The sequence below is a fragment of the Ruminiclostridium josui JCM 17888 genome (assembly GCF_000526495.1).
Lineage (GTDB): Bacteria > Bacillota > Clostridia > Acetivibrionales > DSM-1351 > Ruminiclostridium > Ruminiclostridium josui.
This window is the reverse complement of the sequence record NZ_JAGE01000001.1, coordinates 1,977,133-1,992,536: the sequence shown is the minus strand read 5'-3', so window position 1 is coordinate 1,992,536 and position 15,404 is coordinate 1,977,133. Positions and strand designations below refer to the sequence as shown.

The 15,404-nt window shown below is 36.7% G+C and carries 15 protein-coding genes; 1 reads left to right on the top strand and 14 read right to left on the bottom strand.

Features of this window, described 5'->3' with window-relative positions; translation table 11 throughout:
* Positions 1 to 97: 97 nt before the first annotated feature.
* The 12 genes from K412_RS0109325 to K412_RS0109265 form a co-directional block, all read right to left on the bottom strand.
* Complete coding sequence (locus tag K412_RS0109325; RefSeq protein ID WP_024832859.1) at positions 98 to 517, bottom strand: NUDIX hydrolase; 420 nt, start codon at positions 515 to 517, stop codon at positions 98 to 100.
* A gap of 76 nt (positions 518 to 593) precedes the next feature.
* Positions 594 to 2,438, bottom strand: coding sequence for a GTPase HflX (hflX, locus tag K412_RS0109320; protein ID WP_479691915.1), 1,845 nt, complete (start codon positions 2,436 to 2,438; stop codon positions 594 to 596).
* Entirely contained in the window at positions 2,413 to 2,916 is a 504-nt protein-coding gene (gene dut / locus K412_RS0109315; RefSeq protein WP_024832857.1) for a dUTP diphosphatase, read from the bottom strand. The genes hflX and dut overlap by 26 nt, the downstream gene beginning before the upstream one ends.
* Before the next feature lie 58 nt (positions 2,917 to 2,974).
* Positions 2,975 to 5,482, bottom strand: a complete 2,508-nt coding sequence (locus K412_RS0109310; RefSeq protein WP_024832856.1) for a U32 family peptidase — start codon at positions 5,480 to 5,482, stop codon at positions 2,975 to 2,977.
* Positions 5,483 to 5,519: 37 nt separating this feature from the next.
* A complete protein-coding gene (locus K412_RS0109305; RefSeq protein ID WP_024832855.1) occupies positions 5,520 to 6,398 on the bottom strand; it encodes an alkaline phosphatase family protein in 879 nt (292 codons plus the stop codon).
* A 140-nt stretch (positions 6,399 to 6,538) separates the two neighbouring features.
* The gene (locus tag K412_RS0109295; RefSeq protein WP_024832854.1) at positions 6,539 to 6,976 is read right to left on the bottom strand and encodes a cell division protein ZapA; all 438 of its coding nucleotides are present in this window, start codon (positions 6,974 to 6,976) and stop codon (positions 6,539 to 6,541) included.
* A gap of 130 nt (positions 6,977 to 7,106) precedes the next feature.
* Positions 7,107 to 7,505 carry a bacteriohemerythrin gene (locus K412_RS0109290; RefSeq protein ID WP_024832853.1) on the bottom strand — a complete coding sequence of 133 codons (399 nt, stop codon included), beginning with the start codon at positions 7,503 to 7,505 and terminating at the stop codon, positions 7,107 to 7,109.
* Positions 7,506 to 7,579: 74 nt separating this feature from the next.
* Positions 7,580 to 8,920: a hypothetical protein gene (locus K412_RS0109285; RefSeq protein ID WP_024832852.1), complete on the bottom strand. Its 1,341-nt coding sequence runs from the start codon at positions 8,918 to 8,920 to the stop codon at positions 7,580 to 7,582.
* Positions 8,921 to 9,028: 108 nt separating this feature from the next.
* Positions 9,029 to 9,886: a 16S rRNA (adenine(1518)-N(6)/adenine(1519)-N(6))-dimethyltransferase RsmA gene (gene rsmA / locus K412_RS0109280; RefSeq protein ID WP_024832851.1), complete on the bottom strand. Its 858-nt coding sequence runs from the start codon at positions 9,884 to 9,886 to the stop codon at positions 9,029 to 9,031.
* A 195-nt stretch (positions 9,887 to 10,081) separates the two neighbouring features.
* Positions 10,082 to 11,152 carry a 3D domain-containing protein gene (locus tag K412_RS0109275; protein WP_024832850.1) on the bottom strand — a complete coding sequence of 357 codons (1,071 nt, stop codon included), beginning with the start codon at positions 11,150 to 11,152 and terminating at the stop codon, positions 10,082 to 10,084.
* Positions 11,153 to 11,390: 238 nt separating this feature from the next.
* The gene (locus tag K412_RS0109270; protein ID WP_024832849.1) at positions 11,391 to 12,086 is read right to left on the bottom strand and encodes a hypothetical protein; all 696 of its coding nucleotides are present in this window, start codon (positions 12,084 to 12,086) and stop codon (positions 11,391 to 11,393) included.
* A 52-nt stretch (positions 12,087 to 12,138) separates the two neighbouring features.
* The gene (locus K412_RS0109265; RefSeq protein WP_024832848.1) at positions 12,139 to 12,906 is read right to left on the bottom strand and encodes a TatD family hydrolase; all 768 of its coding nucleotides are present in this window, start codon (positions 12,904 to 12,906) and stop codon (positions 12,139 to 12,141) included.
* Positions 12,907 to 13,140: 234 nt separating this feature from the next.
* On the opposite strand from K412_RS0109265, the gene K412_RS0109260 reads away from it, so the two are divergent.
* The gene (locus tag K412_RS0109260) at positions 13,141 to 14,199 is read left to right on the top strand and encodes a DUF2600 family protein (RefSeq protein WP_024832847.1); all 1,059 of its coding nucleotides are present in this window, start codon (positions 13,141 to 13,143) and stop codon (positions 14,197 to 14,199) included.
* Here K412_RS0109260 and K412_RS0109255 read toward each other — a convergent pair.
* Positions 14,196 to 14,726, bottom strand: a complete 531-nt coding sequence (locus tag K412_RS0109255) for a spore maturation protein (protein ID WP_024832846.1) — start codon at positions 14,724 to 14,726, stop codon at positions 14,196 to 14,198. The genes K412_RS0109260 and K412_RS0109255 overlap by 4 nt on opposite strands.
* 16 nt (positions 14,727 to 14,742) lie before the next feature.
* The gene (locus tag K412_RS0109250) at positions 14,743 to 15,330 is read right to left on the bottom strand and encodes a nucleoside recognition domain-containing protein (protein ID WP_024832845.1); all 588 of its coding nucleotides are present in this window, start codon (positions 15,328 to 15,330) and stop codon (positions 14,743 to 14,745) included.
* Positions 15,331 to 15,404: the final 74 nt, after the last annotated feature.

Genomic DNA, 15,404 nt, shown 5'->3' with positions numbered 1-15,404 from the left:
ATGTAAACTTATTCTTAATTTATTCTATCATATATCTAAAAACAGCACCCCCAAAACTCGGGAGTGCTGATACTTACTGCATTATAATACTTTAAACTTACTTCTCAGCCAGCTCTTTATATTTCGCAAAAGACAAATTTATAAGTGCTCTGTCCTGGCTGTAAGTAATCTTCTCCAAAGCCTCATCAATGGAAAAGTATCCGCCTTCACTAAAATTCTCTTCTTTATTAACTTCATAATTATCATTAAGGGATTTCATTACATACCAGGTAATCTTGTTGCAAACCGGACGTTGACGTGTTACAGAGAAAAATTCATAGTTTGTATTGCCTGCTGCCAAAACAATCTCAGCATCAATTCCTGCTTCTTCCTTTACTCTCCTTAAGGCTACTTCATCGGGATAATCGCCATTTCTGATAACCCCCTTTGGAAGTACCCACTCATCTTTCTCGTTTTTTAAAAGAAACACTTTCTCCCCAGAAAAGACCACTCCACCTGCACAGTTTCTAACCAGCATAATCAAAACCCCTTTCTGATAGAATTAGTTTTTTATTAAGTTATCTCTTAATATTATAATACTCTAACTGGTGAATTTATACAACTATAAAATCCGCGAGCCTGCCCACTTTTTCTATTTTGACCAAGGCCTTTACCTTTATCCCGCCTTCCTCATATTCCTGATTAATTATCTGTCCATTTTGGTAAATATACGGCATAACCCATCCGTCATTATACGGCACTAGAAGGTTTACCTCTTTAAGTTGATGCATAAAACCTTCAGTTATCTTTTCCAAAAGCTGTTCTATGCCATATCCAGTAGCAGCCGATATTTCGCAGACTGCTGAATAGCCTACAGTACTGATTCTCCTGCCATCCTTTACTAAATCCTGTTTGTTAAGTACCAGTATGGTGTTTTTGGTTGAAGCTCCTAGTTCTTCAAGGAGTTTTTCTACAACAGATATTTGCATTGAAACGTTTTCGTTTGAAGCATCTACTACATGCAAAAGCATATCCGCATGAACCGCCTCTTCTAATGTTGATTTAAAAGCTTCAATTAAATCATGAGGCAGTTTCCTAATAAAACCAACCGTATCAATAAGTACTGCTTCCCTTCCGTCGCTCAATGTAAGCTGTCTGGCAGATGGGTCAAGGGTTGCAAAAAGCTTGTCTTCAGCAAGTACCGAAGAACCGCACATCCTGTTCATCAATGTTGATTTACCAGCGTTAGTATACCCCACAATTGCTATTACAGGAGTATTATTGTTGCTTCTGTTGCTGCGCAAAAACTGTCTTCTCTTTTCCAACTGCTTCAATTCCTGCTCCAGGCCTGTTATTCTCCGGCGTATATGCCTTCTGTCTACCTCAAGCTTTTTTTCACCGGGGCCTCGGGTTCCTATACCTCCTCCAAGCCTTGAAAGCTGAGTTCCCATACCCATAAGTCTTGGAAGTTTGTATTTAAGCTGTGCCAACTCTACTTGCAACTTACCTTCCTTTGAAACAGCCCTTTGCGCGAATATATCAAGTATCAAAGCTGTTCTGTCAACAACTCTGACTTTAGTTATTTCCTCAATATTCCTTATTTGTGCCCCTGAAAGTTCATCATCAAATATCAGTAGTTGAACATCCCTTGCCTGACATATCAAAGAAAGCTCTTCTATCTTTCCCTTTCCGATGTAATAAGCTGAGTCTTCAGTCTGCCTTTTTTGCAATACCTTGTCTATAACTACTGCTCCTGCTGTTTTTGCCAATTCCTCAAGTTCTTCCAGAGATTCCTGGGCATCCTTTAAATCTATATTTTCTAGCCTGCTATGAGAAGTTTCCAGGCCTACAAGTATTGCAGTCTCTGACTTTTCTTCATTTTCATGAATCTCATTCTTTGCAGATGCATCCAACTCTTCAATAATTCTGTATATATAGTTAAGGCGTGTATCACCTATGTTAAATGGCCCATATATGTCGACACCTTCCTCATGGTTAAGACAGCCCGTATAAATCTCCGATGGCTGTCCGTCCACAATGCCTATGGCTATCATGGTATCCAGTCTCAACTTCTGTAGTGTGCTTACGTCTACCTGAGACAAAATTCCCCCTCCACTTGGGTGGGTATGAATACATCTTATAGCAGACAGTCTCGCTGTTCCTCGTCTGCCGTCTACCTGTGGCAAAGTAACGGTTCCGCTGTCACCAATACTTATGTCTGCTACAACTCCCCTTCTGTTAATAAGCACGGAAATTTCCCGGTTTATTTCCGCTGATATTCTGGCAATAGTCACGGCAAGTTCCTCCGGCACTAAGTCCCTTGAACCGTACTTTTTATCATATAAGTTATCTAATTCCTGAAGCACACTGTCCTTTATTGATTGTATATTACCATTAACTTTAATAAAACAGCCTCCTTTTAAATATAAAAACCTACTTTGAAATTCCTGTTGAGCCAAATCCTCCGCCTCTGTTACTGCCTATATCTTCTACAGAATCAACAATGGTGAACTCAATTTTAGGTACGACCTGTAAAACTATCTGTGCAATCCTATCACCTTTTCTTATAATATATGTTCCCTTACGGTTTTCTTTTTCATCCAAAGTAAAAGGTGCTTCACTGTTGTTGGGAACATCCATATCCGAATTGTTTGAAATTATAATACCCAACTCATCTCGATATCCGCTATCAATAGTACCCGGTGAATTGGGGATTCTTAATGGCGTTTTAAATGATATTCCACTGCGTGGTCTAACTTGAATTTCATAACCTTCTGGTATTGCCAGTTTTAACCCTGTAGGTACAACAACTGTTTCTCCGGGTGCAATTACAACACTCTCCGCCGCGTAGACATCCATTCCGGCATCTCCCGGATTGGCGTATTTAGGCAAAACTGCATCCTCCCTGCACAATTCTATAAATATCTCAACTGACATTCTATTTCCTCCCAATTATTTATTTCTCATTTGTTTTATGTAAACTATTTTAAGAGTCTTATACTCCTTTTTGCAGATGCCCTCTTGTAAATCCTAATGCTTTAATCCTTTCAATTACATCTCCCATATTTGGTGTTATTTTACCTTGTCTTTGCAAACTTCTATATAGGGAACATATATCGTGTATGTCCTTTTCGGTTTCATCAACAAAGCTTAACCTTATATAATCAATTCCAGTTTTGCTTATCTGCTCTGAAAGCTCAGGGGCAAAAAGCGCATTTGAATTAAATATTGTGCTTCGACAGTCAACACAATCACTTTTAACAAGAAATTCAGCACCCTTTCTGTCACTAAGCTTATACACGCCGCTTTTACAAAGCTTGTCGCACTTTTGGGGTTCACATTTTCCCACGCTTCCTCCTACAGGACAATATTCACTGGTCATAACAGGGATTTTTCCGTATACCACAAGCTCAGTATCGAAGTTCTGAGGATAATCCATTTCTATTATCTGAGAAAGATTCAATTCACAGGATAAAGTTCCTCCGCTAAATCCCAGTTCATTTAACTTATTCAATGAATAACTGTTTATTATATTCATGGTAAAATCACCGACAATTGGCACGATATTACCCAACTTTTCCTGTATTATTTCAAAAACAGCAGGGCTTCCCGCCAAAAATCCATCTACATGGGCAGAAACCTTTTGTAGGTTTTTTTTGAATAATTCTGTGTAATTTCCCCTAATAACAGCCGGGATATACGCAAAAACTTCCTTCCCAGCTCCACGAAGTTTTTCTGCCATTTGCAGCTTTTCATTTCCCATTATTTCCGTAAAGGGCAGGTATACTCTGTCAATGTCCAAGTCCCCAAATCCCATTTTGTCAGGGTAATCATAAAATATTGCAGATATTTTTTTATCTTTATTTTTCTTTTGAACATTTCCCGGGAAATATAAAATTGAATTAAGTGTACTTTTATCAAAGTTAGTTAATTCTTTTTTAAATGATAATATTCTTTTTTGCTCCAGTTGTTCAGCTGCACTTCTTCTTATGTTGTTAAGCTCACTTATTGGGATAACTGCATCCTCATCGATGTCAAGGTTTATATCCATTATATAAAAAGGTGTTGTGCCCATCTTTTTCAATTGCTCAAGGATTCGTTCCTTGGTCAGCGGTTTATTTACAGCCTTTTGAGGAAATTGTTCTCCTGCTGCCGAAGCAGTATTTCCATAAGCGTCCTGTAAGTTTAACACAGGTACTTGTCCGTATTTCATGGTGAAGTTCGCTTTTATGGGAGATTTTCTGCTTCCCTTTGAATAGGTTGCAGCAGCCTGCTCCAGCATTTCCTTATCTGAAGTCTTGTAAACCCTGCTTCCTTTTCCCACATTTCCTTTTATAACTGAAACCCACACGGTATCGCCCTTGTGAGCTTTCCTAACTAATTTCTTATCCTTTACGATTTTTGTTATTATTCCTCCCGGACTTTCCTGAAACTTACTACCAGACCATATCTCAATTCCATCACCCATTCCAAGAGTGTTTTCAAGCTTTATGAGCACAGAATTTGTACTTTTGTCCTGTGTAACCACACTTCCTAAAGGTGTTCCCCAATTTTTGGGCTTTTCATATGCCATCATTTCCGGCCCAGTTTTGCCTAAAAGGTAACCTTTAGAGAACCCTCCCCGATTAAAGCTTTGAAGTAGTTTGTGCCTATCCTCCTGCGATACTTTATGTATACCCTTTTTGCTGTCACTAATACCTTTTGTCTCATAAATCAAGTCAAGATATTTCCTGTAGGTACCAACCACAGAGGCCACATATTCAGGACTTTTCATTCGACCCTCTATCTTTAATGAGGTTACCCCCCCAGCAACAAGTTCAGCTAAATGGTCTATATAGCAGATGTCTTTCGGACTGATAAGATATCCGCTGCCAATGTCATTTCCGTCTCTCTTGATGGAATACGGCATTCTGCATGGTTGGGCACATTTCCCCCTGTTTCCGCTTCTTCCTCCTATCATACTGCTCATATAGCATTGTCCTGAAACACATATACACAAAGCACCATGGACAAAAACTTCAATTTCAAGAGAGGTTTGTCCACAAATACTTTTTACTTCTTCCAAATTCAGCTCTCTGGCCAGTACTATTCTGTCAAACCCCAGTGGTTCAATGGCCTTTATACCTTCGGTACTGTAAATTGTCATCTGGGTGCTGGCATGTAATGTAATTCCGGGTATCAGTTTTTTTAAATTGGCTGCAAGACCCACGTCTTGTACTATAAAGGCATCTACACCCATTTCGTATGCCTTTGCGGCATATTCTACAGCCTCCTGCATTTCCGAATCCAAAACCAGAGTGTTCATAGTCAAAAAAATACTGGTATCTCTGGTATGTGCATAGTCCAATGCTCTTTCTAACTGTTCCTCATCAAAATTTCCCGCAAACGCTCTGGCATTAAGCAGTTTCCCACCTAAGTAAACCGCATCTGCCCCATTTTCTATTGCAGCCAAAAAGGCATCATATGTCCCTGCCGGTGCCAATAGTTCTATTTTTTTCGCCAAACTGCTACCTCCAAATATTCATTAAAATTACTGCATTTCACTGTCCATTTTTTGAAAACAATTCAAGCACAAAGGGCATTATTTCCGTCAATGAATGAACCTCTGTTTTTACGTTATCAGCTTTTTTACCCATTACTACTACAGGTACCTTGTTCATAGTATGGGTATGAACACTCATGTCTTCAATATTTCCATGGTCGCTTGTTACAATAAGAACATCCTCTTCAAAGTCCATTTGTCTTATGAGTTCATCAAAAAAGCTGTCCAGTCTGTCTATTATCTTTACTGCTTCATCAAAATCCGCTTTATGACCTTGTATATCAGTTAAAAAATGTTCGTATAGTGTAAAATCATAATTTCGGCTAAGCCTGTATAGGTTCTGTGCTGCCTTTTTAGGAGTAACGGTATTAACCTTGTATCCGGACTCCTTTAGTATATCTCCTGTAATATCATGGTATACTCCGTTTTCTTGTATGAATTCATTTACTGTCCTAAATTCAATTCCGGCTACCATGCCCATGACAGATGTTACCGAAGGTCTGTGCTTCCTGTCTTTAACATTTAGCATGTTTTCCAGATACTCATCTCTATAAACATTTGAACTGGTAACTTTATAGCCCCTCTTTATTAGTTCGCTGAATATATTTGATTTATATATAACCTTTTTAAGAGAAATGGTAGGTTGTCCGCTTAAATGTCTGTTTAGCACCTTAGGAGCATTTACTCCAGTAAATATGGTGGTCTGTCCTGTAGCACTTTGAGGAAGACCTTCAACACCCATTAAAGCATCAGCCTGAAATCTGGCACTATCTATAAGTCGTGCAAGTACCTGTTGTTCAGTAGCATACACAGGATTTGCCTTCTTATCTTTTTCGCCTATTCCCACCCCATCTAAAAATATAAAAATTACTTTCATGGCTTTCTCCTTAAAAGAACTATTATATATATATTATATAATTCTTTATCCAGCATTGCCCTTCCTGCTAACAGTGATTTTAACATAAAAAAGCTAGAGAAATTAATATTTTCTCCAGCCTGCAATTAGTTAAAATACTTTTACATGTCATATCCTGCAATGCTTTTCTGAGCGATTACCCGGTTATCCCTTCCGATAGAGTTTCTTACCTCCCCCAGTTCAGCCTCTCTCTTTGCCAATTCAACCTGCAAAGATGTATTTTTGGCAACCAGCTCTTCATTTTGCTCTCTCAGTTGTGCAACTTCACTCTTAAGTTTTTCTATCTCACTGGTAAGTTCGTTCTTCTCTTTTTCAAGGGAAAGTTCCTTATCCTTAGATTTGAAATAATCGTCACCTACATTGATTGCCGTAAGCACCGCAGCCAAAGACGTACTAAAGCTGCTGTTCCGCAGCATTATCTCATTCATCTTCTTATCAATATAAAGCCCAACCTTGTGTATGTATTCGTCAGGTTCACTTCCAACCAGAGTATAATCCTTGCCGGCTATACGTATAACAACTTTGTTTTTTGCAGTCAAGGTATATCAGCTCCTTCAAATTGCTAACCACACCCTTAATTATACTATATAGCACCATAATTCGGCAAATAAATTATTATGGAAAGTTGAAATATTGTTGAATATTTGTATTAAAATTCCAATATTCTGCTTAGCCATTCACAAATGTTGCGAAGGCCTTATCTGCTTTACCAATATGTTGAATCAGCCAGTCAACAACTTGTTTGTTAATTGTGGACATAAAAAGTGGACTAGCACCTTCTTTATCAAACTGCTCCTTTAGTTTTTCAAAATTCTTAAGAAAATCATCATGTATTTTTCTGTGGGCATCTCTTTCAGGATAGTTGTACTTTCTATGCAATCCCTGCTCATCAGTAAAGTGAACTATTGTATAGTCCTCAAGAAACTTAATGGTATTGACAACTTCTTCTTTTCCCTTTCCCTGCATACAAGCTGTAAAAAGCTTATCAATAGCTTCAAAAAGTTTTTTGTGCTGTTCATCTATTTCAGGTATCCCTATAGCAAGACTGTCTCTCCACTTTATAGCCATTTTTCTGCCTCCAATATTATCAAAGTTTATACCTTAGATTATACCCCGCTATACTGGATTTAAACGTAAAATTTTTACTTTATTTTTGATATTTTTCCTGTTCTGGGATCAAGCATTACAACCCAATATCCAAAAGCTCCGTATTTGGGCCTAAAGCCTTCCAGTTGTACCCAACTTCCTACACTGTTAAAAGGGTTTTCATCTATATTATATACACCGGGTATACCGCATATAAGCTTTTCCCTACCGGGATGTCTATTATTTTTTATACCAAGGATAATATACCTGTACTTATAATGTGCTAGCATAACTTTTGGATTAAATAAGAGATATGTCTTAATGTTATTCCTGAAAAGGATATTGTTTAGAAATCCAGGGCTGTTAATCTTCCACCACCTAAAACTCTTATTCCTTGTTCTAAATGGATTGTATTCTTCAAATGTGTTATCAAGCTCCTGTTTCAATAGATTTATATTGAAAGACCTTTCCCTGCCTTCCCCCTGTCTTTCTGATTCATCTATATTAATAGATGAGAGATCATTAAAATCCTCCTGAATCCTTTTCCATACATTCTGGATTTCCTCAGTTTCTTCTGACTGTGGTTCTTTAGACTCCTCTTCTTCCCTTGTTTCTTCTTCATAAGTCCTTTGATATATGCTCGACAAGCTCCCCTGAAATTTACTTGAAAGGTCAGGTACGGGAGCATCCTCCATAGACAGACTATTTTCATTTTCATCTTCATATTTATTTGCTTCAAATTCCTCTCGTTCCTGCTCCCTACTTTCAGTTTCAGATGATTCAGAGGAATTTTCTCTCTTCTCTTCCTCAATAACAGTCCATGGCTGTATATTAATTTCCTCTGTATTAATTATTGTCTCATTTTCTTCTGTAAGAGTAATCTCAGGTTCGGGTTCTTCGGGTATTTGCTGATAGTCAGCTACATCTTCAACCTTGGATTCAGACGTCTCTTCAGCTTCTATTACAATTGGCTGTAAAAGCAATCTTTCAAATTCCTCTTTCCACTCCTGTTCCCCTTTTGTATATGCCACTAAGGGACACTTAACCGACCCTGAGGCTTTATTATCTGTACTAGAACATATTATTGCAAAAATATTTATATTACGTATATTAAGTTTTTCTGAGCCTATCTCTTCTGAAGAAAAATTTAATTTTATATCAAATCTTCCGTTAACCGGCTGTATCCGGCATATATCTGTATATTTAAGCGTATCTTCTTCTTTATGTATACCGTATAAATTATAGGATGACTCTTTTTCATCGGATAAATTATTCAGAGAAAGCTGAAAACGGGTACTATTGCCGTTGATTTCAACTTTTACAAATCCGCCGGGATTTCCCCAATTTTTATCCATTGTCTTAAATATATGAAACTGCCTTTCATATGCATTTCCCATTGCAGATTTCTCCTTTTTTAAAGCAGATTACTCCTAACAGTTAAAATATATGATATAAACAAAAAAATAAGACTATCTTTTTTGATAGCCTTATCAATCCGCCTTTTATTATTTCATAACCAAGTTTGACAGCTGTGCAAACTGCGAAACTGTCAAAACTTCACCTCTGATGTTTTCATTTAGTCCCATTTCTTCAAGTATATGTTTAATCTGTTCTTTGCTTTTATTAAAAAATCCAGAATTGGATAATGCATTCACAAGAGTCTTCCTTCTTTGTCCAAAGGCGGCTTTTACTATTTTAAAATAAAGGTTTTTATCAGCAACTTCTACCGGAGGCTCACTTAATATATCCAGTCTTATTATTGTTGAATGTACCTCCGGTTGAGGAATAAAACAATGGGGAGGAACATCAAATATTATTTTAGGGTTTGAATAAAACTGGACTGCTACCGAAAGAGCCCCATAATCCTTTGTACCAGGATTTGAAACCATTCTTTCAGCAACTTCTTTCTGTACCATAAAAACCATATTATCAACGCCTGTTACTTCTTCAAGAAAACGCATAATTATTGGCGTGGTAATGTAATACGGAAGATTTGCAACAACCTTTACGCTTTTTGCATTGTACAATTCGCTGTACTTCTTTATTATGGCATCAATATCCGCTTTCATTATATCTTCGTTGATTATGCTGACGTTTGAATAATCACTCAAGTTGTCATTCAATGCAGGAATAAGCCTTTTGTCTATTTCTATTGCGGCTACCCCGGCAGACCTTGCTGCCAACTCCCGGGTCATACTTCCCACACCAGGCCCTATCTCTATTGCAAGTGTATCTTTATCCATATCAGAAGCGTCAACTATTCTTTGTACCACACTGAAATCAGTGAGGAAGTTCTGTCCCAAGGCTTTTGTCAGCTTTAGCCCGTGTTTTTTTATTATTTCAGACGTATTGTTTTTAATCATAGGTACTCCTTAACCTTTTAAAATAACACATTGTCAAATATTATAACACAATAGCATCAAATAATATATTCAACTTTTCCAAGAGAAATTATTATGAAATACATAGAAAAAAAGCCAATCCAATAAACTTGAATTAGCTCTAACAGTCCCTTTAAAACTTTTTTATTTTGTTTACATACTTCTAAAACACGTGCTCTATTTAAGTATATAAACTTTTACTTTCTTTACACCCCAGGCATCAACTTGACTGCCTGATTCAAGATAAACATCAATTTTGTTGCCTTTTATTGCTCCTCCTGTATCTGCCGCAACCGCATATCCATAATCGGCTGCCTTCCCGGGAACCTCTACATATACTCTTGTTCCCAAGGGTATTACTTTGGGGTCTACTGCTATTATACCCCTTCTTACTCTCGCGCCTGTAGCTGTAATACCAAACCCGGCGTCTCCGGGTCTTTTACCTGTGTCTGTAAAAGAGGCTGTATACGAGGTTGCCCTCATATCCAAAACCTTTGAAAATCTTATTGTTTCACCTCTAGATGTTTTGTAGTTTAAAACCGTACCGACTTCAACAATAGAATTTATAGGATTTTTAGATATAAAATCCTTTATAAGTTGTTTAGCGGTCTGCTTTCCATCCTCATAAACTACCTTGTATAACTTTTCTCTGACGCCTTCTTTTCCTTGTCTAACTGTATTTTTTACACCTTTATCTAATCGGTTGCTCTCTTTTGTAATGGTTTTAAATGGAATAGGTGATGTCTCCGTGACTGTTTTCTCCTCTACACGGACAATAGAAATATTCATATTTGATACGATTTTGTCTCCTAATTGAGGCCCTACAAACTTGTCATCCGAATCTACACTGATATTATTATCCTTTAATACTTCACTAACCGTATCCTTATATGTCTTTACGTCTAACTTTTTTCCATCAACCTTAATTGAAACAGGTACTGCTCTTTTTATATTTATGACATTCTCATGAATCTTTGTAAGCTTCGCGTCAAACGGCATACTAACGTAATCTGCTTTGTCAACTTTGATGCCTGTCTGTTCCAATACCTCTTTCACTGTTACTTTCATTGTTTTTATTGCAACGGTATTTCCATTATCGTTGATTACAACGTGCCTGTTGAGTCCATTGAAAACAAGGAACCCCGCTGTAACGGATATAACAACGACAATACATATTATTGCAACATCCAATGATCTGATTTTCAATTTAGATAAATACCTTTTAATATTCTTCGCAATCGGTATCATAAATCCAACCTCCTGTTAGAAATATTCAAAGGGACTGTGAATATTTTATTCTATACCCATTTTTTTGTCAAATTTATTGCCTATTTATGGAAATAAACCCAAACAAATTCATCCCTTGTAATAAATTATTAACTAGATGTTAGTATACTATTCAATAAGGAGATTTATGTTCCCTTTTAACAACCGATTGCTGAAGCCCGCTATTAAAGCGGGTTTTAAAAAGGAAATATTTATAGGACTATGGCTTATCTGTTACCTCCAGTATAAGCCACTCTTTAGATTGTGTATCGAATTCTACCGTCACATACTTTTCATTTTCACCACTCTTATATAGCTTTTCACTCCGTGGTTGTTCCGGTTTTTCTACCTCTGCAATTACCCTGAACTGAAATTTCTCCAGATGTTCCGGATCTGCCATTTCGGTGAAAATATGTAACGACTTAAGATAAATAGACTTAATTTCCTCCTGATATGTTTTGCTGAAAATAGAAGGATTTTTTATAACCTCATCCTGTGAATTTTTGCTTACTAATGCACTTGCTAATTTGTAGTTCTTGACGTTAATTGCCTCAAACCAATTTTTCACAAGTTCATTTACAGGTGCAATATTCATATATTTCTTGAATTGAATTATTAAATCTGCATAATTGCTTATTTGAGCCCTTAAATCCGTATTTTCAAGGGAAACACGTGTAAATTCCTCTCTAAGGTTTGAAACTACAGAATTTAGCGATTCAACTTTTTCTGTCAATTCCTTGTTCTTTTTATCAAGAGTATTATTTTTTTCTCCCAGAGTATCTATTGTAAAGTTTTTAGCATCTTTTAAGTCCTGAAAGTTTTCAAGTTGCTTCTCTCTATCCCAAAGCAAATAATTAAATGATATAAGTAACGCTATAAGAAATAGAAATACTATAATAATAATAAATCTTTTCATAATTTTTCTCCTTAAATATTAAGTAAACATTAAGGGCATTTATTCTATTATTCTATACTATTTTGAAAACCTTTTTTGCATTAGTGAGTGTAGTTTCAGCTACTTCATCCGTGCCTATACCTTTTATCTCAGCAATTTTTTCTATTATGTGAACCAAGTATCCAGAATTATTGCGTTTCCCTCTGTAAGGCTCCGGTGTAAGATACGGGCAGTCTGTTTCAATAACAAGTTTGTCTAGCGGAACAGCTTCAACAACCTCTTTTATTCTTCTGGAATTCTTAAAGGTTACCGCCCCGCCAACTGCAATATATAAATTGTGTTTTAGCATATCCAACGCCATTTCCTTGCTTCCAGAAAAGCAATGGAATATACCTCCCACCTGCTGTGCATTTGTTTTTTTGATAATGTTTACAGTATCCTCATGTGCATCTCTGTCATGAATTATTATAGGCAGTTCAAGTTCCTTTGCCAAATCAATCTGTCTCTCAAACCAATACCTTTGAATATCTCTTGGTGAATTGTCATAATAATAATCAAGTCCAATCTCTCCGATTGCAACTACTTTGCTGTTTTGGGCTAATTTCTTTATCTTTTCAATTATCTTCTCATTCATCTCTTCCGCATAGTGAGGATGTATACCCAAAGCGGCATATACAAAGTCATATTTGCCGGAAAGTTCTATGGAAGCATCAAGAGAATTAATATCGGCAGAAGCATTGAGAATGTATGCTATCCCATTGCTGTGAAGTTCCTGAAGAAGGCTGTCTCTATCTTCATCAAATTTATCATCATCATAATGTGCATGTGTATCAAATATCAAAACTATCACCTGCTCTATTTTTATTAGGATTGCTGTCAATTTGAATCTTTTACTACAAACATGGTATAATTTACCCGGCGCTTATAATTTTAAGGGGCAAATTGTATATTGCTACTGATACTACTATACATATTTGTATAAAATTTTTCAAGCATCATGATTAGAATACAACTGTTTAAGCAATAAGGCATATGGTAAAAATCTAGTCTGAAATACTTTATTTAGGGGTAAATTATGAGAAACATCATAGGCTCTATTCGTTTCATAAACAGGTATATTAGAAGAATAAATCCCATCATTAATAAAAAGTCCGAAGAGTATTACAATTATACCGGGCGTATATCAAAATACAATATTAAAAGAAATGCTGTGGAGGCCCTGAAACAAAGTAGTTTTGATATGGCCGTTTCATCGGTTTGTACATTTTGGCCAGGAGTTAATGTTAAACTTGCCTCAGAGGTTATTTTTTCGTTTATGGCTATTATACGCTACCTGAATAAAATCTGTGAAAATTCATCTGTTGTAACTGAAGCTTTCATCAGAGTAGTATTTTCTTCATTAAAGGATGCTACAAATATAAGGAATGAATCCTTTGAGAAATATTTTACCTTTTTCCCTTCAAAGGATGATAATGGCTATCTAAGTATTCTTGTTGAAAAGTGCCGTCAAAAAATTCAGCTACTACCTTCATTTGATATTGTCAGAGACTCTATATCTGCGTATCTTGCACTGTACATAGACCTGCAGGTAACAAAATACTCCTCCAATGACAATGAAAAGGAGGTAAATCTGATTAGATGGAGTACCGCACACGGTCAGAAATATCCTGATTTGACCAACTGGGAATTCTGTATGTGCATAGATTCTGGACTTGATATACTGCTTCTTCTATCCATTGCGACAAATCCTAATTTAAGTGTGGAAGATGCTGAAAACATTAATACATCTTTCTTCCCCTGGGTAAGTTGTATACATAAGATTTTAGAGTGTTATATTAAATACAATGACGATCTTTCTTCCGGCAGCTTAAACTATATTTTTTATTATGATAATCTCAAAGAGTATGAAGATAGAATCAGATTCTTTACCGACAAAGCTTTGTCTGTCAGAACAGCGTATAAAAGCAACGTAAAGTCAGTGCTCAAAATTATTTTGAGTTTGTTTATCACTGACCCCAAAGCAAGAGAAGGTATGAACAATATTACAAGCAAAGGATTATATAAATCGGGAGGAAAAGGTATGTGGCTGTATTCCCTATCAGCTAAAATTCTTAGAGCACTAAAAAAATTCTAACCGAATATAAACTGGCATGCCCACACAGATGCAATAACACTTATAATATCAGCCATTATGGCAGCTATAAGGGTATACCTGATATTTTTTATACCCACTGAACCGTAATAAACCGCCAGTGTATAAAATATTGTTTCTGTTGAACCCATCATTGTAGCTGCAACTCTTCCGGCATAGGAGTCCGGTCCAAAAGATTTGATAATCTCAGTTACAAAAGCAAAAGATGCACTTCCCGATATAGGGCGCAGCAATGCCAGGGGTGCAACCTGTGGAGGCATTCCTAGCAAATCTGTTATAGGTCTCAGCAGAAGTATCAGACTATCCATTGCCCCTGATGCTTTGAAAACTCCTACTGCTACCAAAAGTCCTACCAGTGAGGGAATTATTTTTATTATTGTATCTATTCCGTCCTTTGCACCTTCCACAAATACATCATAAGCTTTTACTTTTTTTAATACTGCCACTCCGAGTATTACTACAAATATTGCCGGAACAGCGTAGTCAGACAAGTGCCTAATTAAATCCATGTTCCACCACTTTTCTCTAATTGTCCTTTTTCCATACTGCCGACAGCATCTTTGCTGCTATAATACCCATAATAGTTGCACAGACTGATGCAATCCATATGCATATGATTATCTCAGCAGGTTTTTTTGAGCCCTCAGAGGTTCTTAGCGCAATGATATTGGCAGGAACCAGTTGAATTGCTGCCGTATTTAAGACCAGAAACATACACATAGCATTGGTAGCTGTTTTTTTATCCTTATTTATACTCTGTAATTCCTTCATAGCCTTTATCCCTAATGGAGTAGCAGCATTTCCCAAGCCAAGGAAATTTGCAACAAGATTCATTACTATAGCACCTAAAGCCGGATGCTCTTTTGGTATTTCAGGAAAAAGGAATCTTAAAACCGGCCTTACTGCACGTCCTATTATTCTGATAAGTCCACTTTTTTCAGCTATTTTCATTAGCCCTGTCCAAAGACACATAACCCCCAGCAATCCTATGCAAACGGTGACGGCAGTCTGGGAAGAATCCATTGCTGCCTTTGTTACATCATCAAGTCTGCCGTTAACTATTCCAAATGTAAAGCCTATCATTAACAGACCAATCCAAATATAATTAAGCATAAATACCTCTTTTCCGGCTGTCAAACAGGAAAGTTACTCTTAGTATATATGCCTGGACACATTCTATTATGTAA

What these genes read in the sequence shown, in the direction of transcription:
- K412_RS0109270 (WP_024832849.1), bottom strand. Translation starts at nt 12,086, where the DNA reads ATGAAAAGATTTATTATTATTATAGTATTTCTATTTCTTATAGCGTTA.
- K412_RS0109325 (WP_024832859.1), bottom strand. Translation starts at nt 517, where the DNA reads ATGCTGGTTAGAAACTGTGCAGGTGGAGTGGTCTTTTCTGGGGAGAAA.
- K412_RS0109250 (WP_024832845.1), bottom strand. Translation starts at nt 15,330, where the DNA reads ATGCTTAATTATATTTGGATTGGTCTGTTAATGATAGGCTTTACATTT.
- dut (WP_024832857.1), bottom strand. Translation starts at nt 2,916, where the DNA reads ATGTCAGTTGAGATATTTATAGAATTGTGCAGGGAGGATGCAGTTTTG.
- K412_RS0109275 (WP_024832850.1), bottom strand. Translation starts at nt 11,152, where the DNA reads ATGATACCGATTGCGAAGAATATTAAAAGGTATTTATCTAAATTGAAA.
- K412_RS0109285 (WP_024832852.1), bottom strand. Translation starts at nt 8,920, where the DNA reads ATGGGAAATGCATATGAAAGGCAGTTTCATATATTTAAGACAATGGAT.
- K412_RS0109290 (WP_024832853.1), bottom strand. Translation starts at nt 7,505, where the DNA reads ATGGCTATAAAGTGGAGAGACAGTCTTGCTATAGGGATACCTGAAATA.
- K412_RS0109305 (WP_024832855.1), bottom strand. Translation starts at nt 6,398, where the DNA reads ATGAAAGTAATTTTTATATTTTTAGATGGGGTGGGAATAGGCGAAAAA.
- K412_RS0109255 (WP_024832846.1), bottom strand. Translation starts at nt 14,726, where the DNA reads ATGGATTTAATTAGGCACTTGTCTGACTACGCTGTTCCGGCAATATTT.
- rsmA (WP_024832851.1), bottom strand. Translation starts at nt 9,886, where the DNA reads ATGATTAAAAACAATACGTCTGAAATAATAAAAAAACACGGGCTAAAG.
- K412_RS0109260 (WP_024832847.1), top strand. Translation starts at nt 13,141, where the DNA reads ATGAGAAACATCATAGGCTCTATTCGTTTCATAAACAGGTATATTAGA.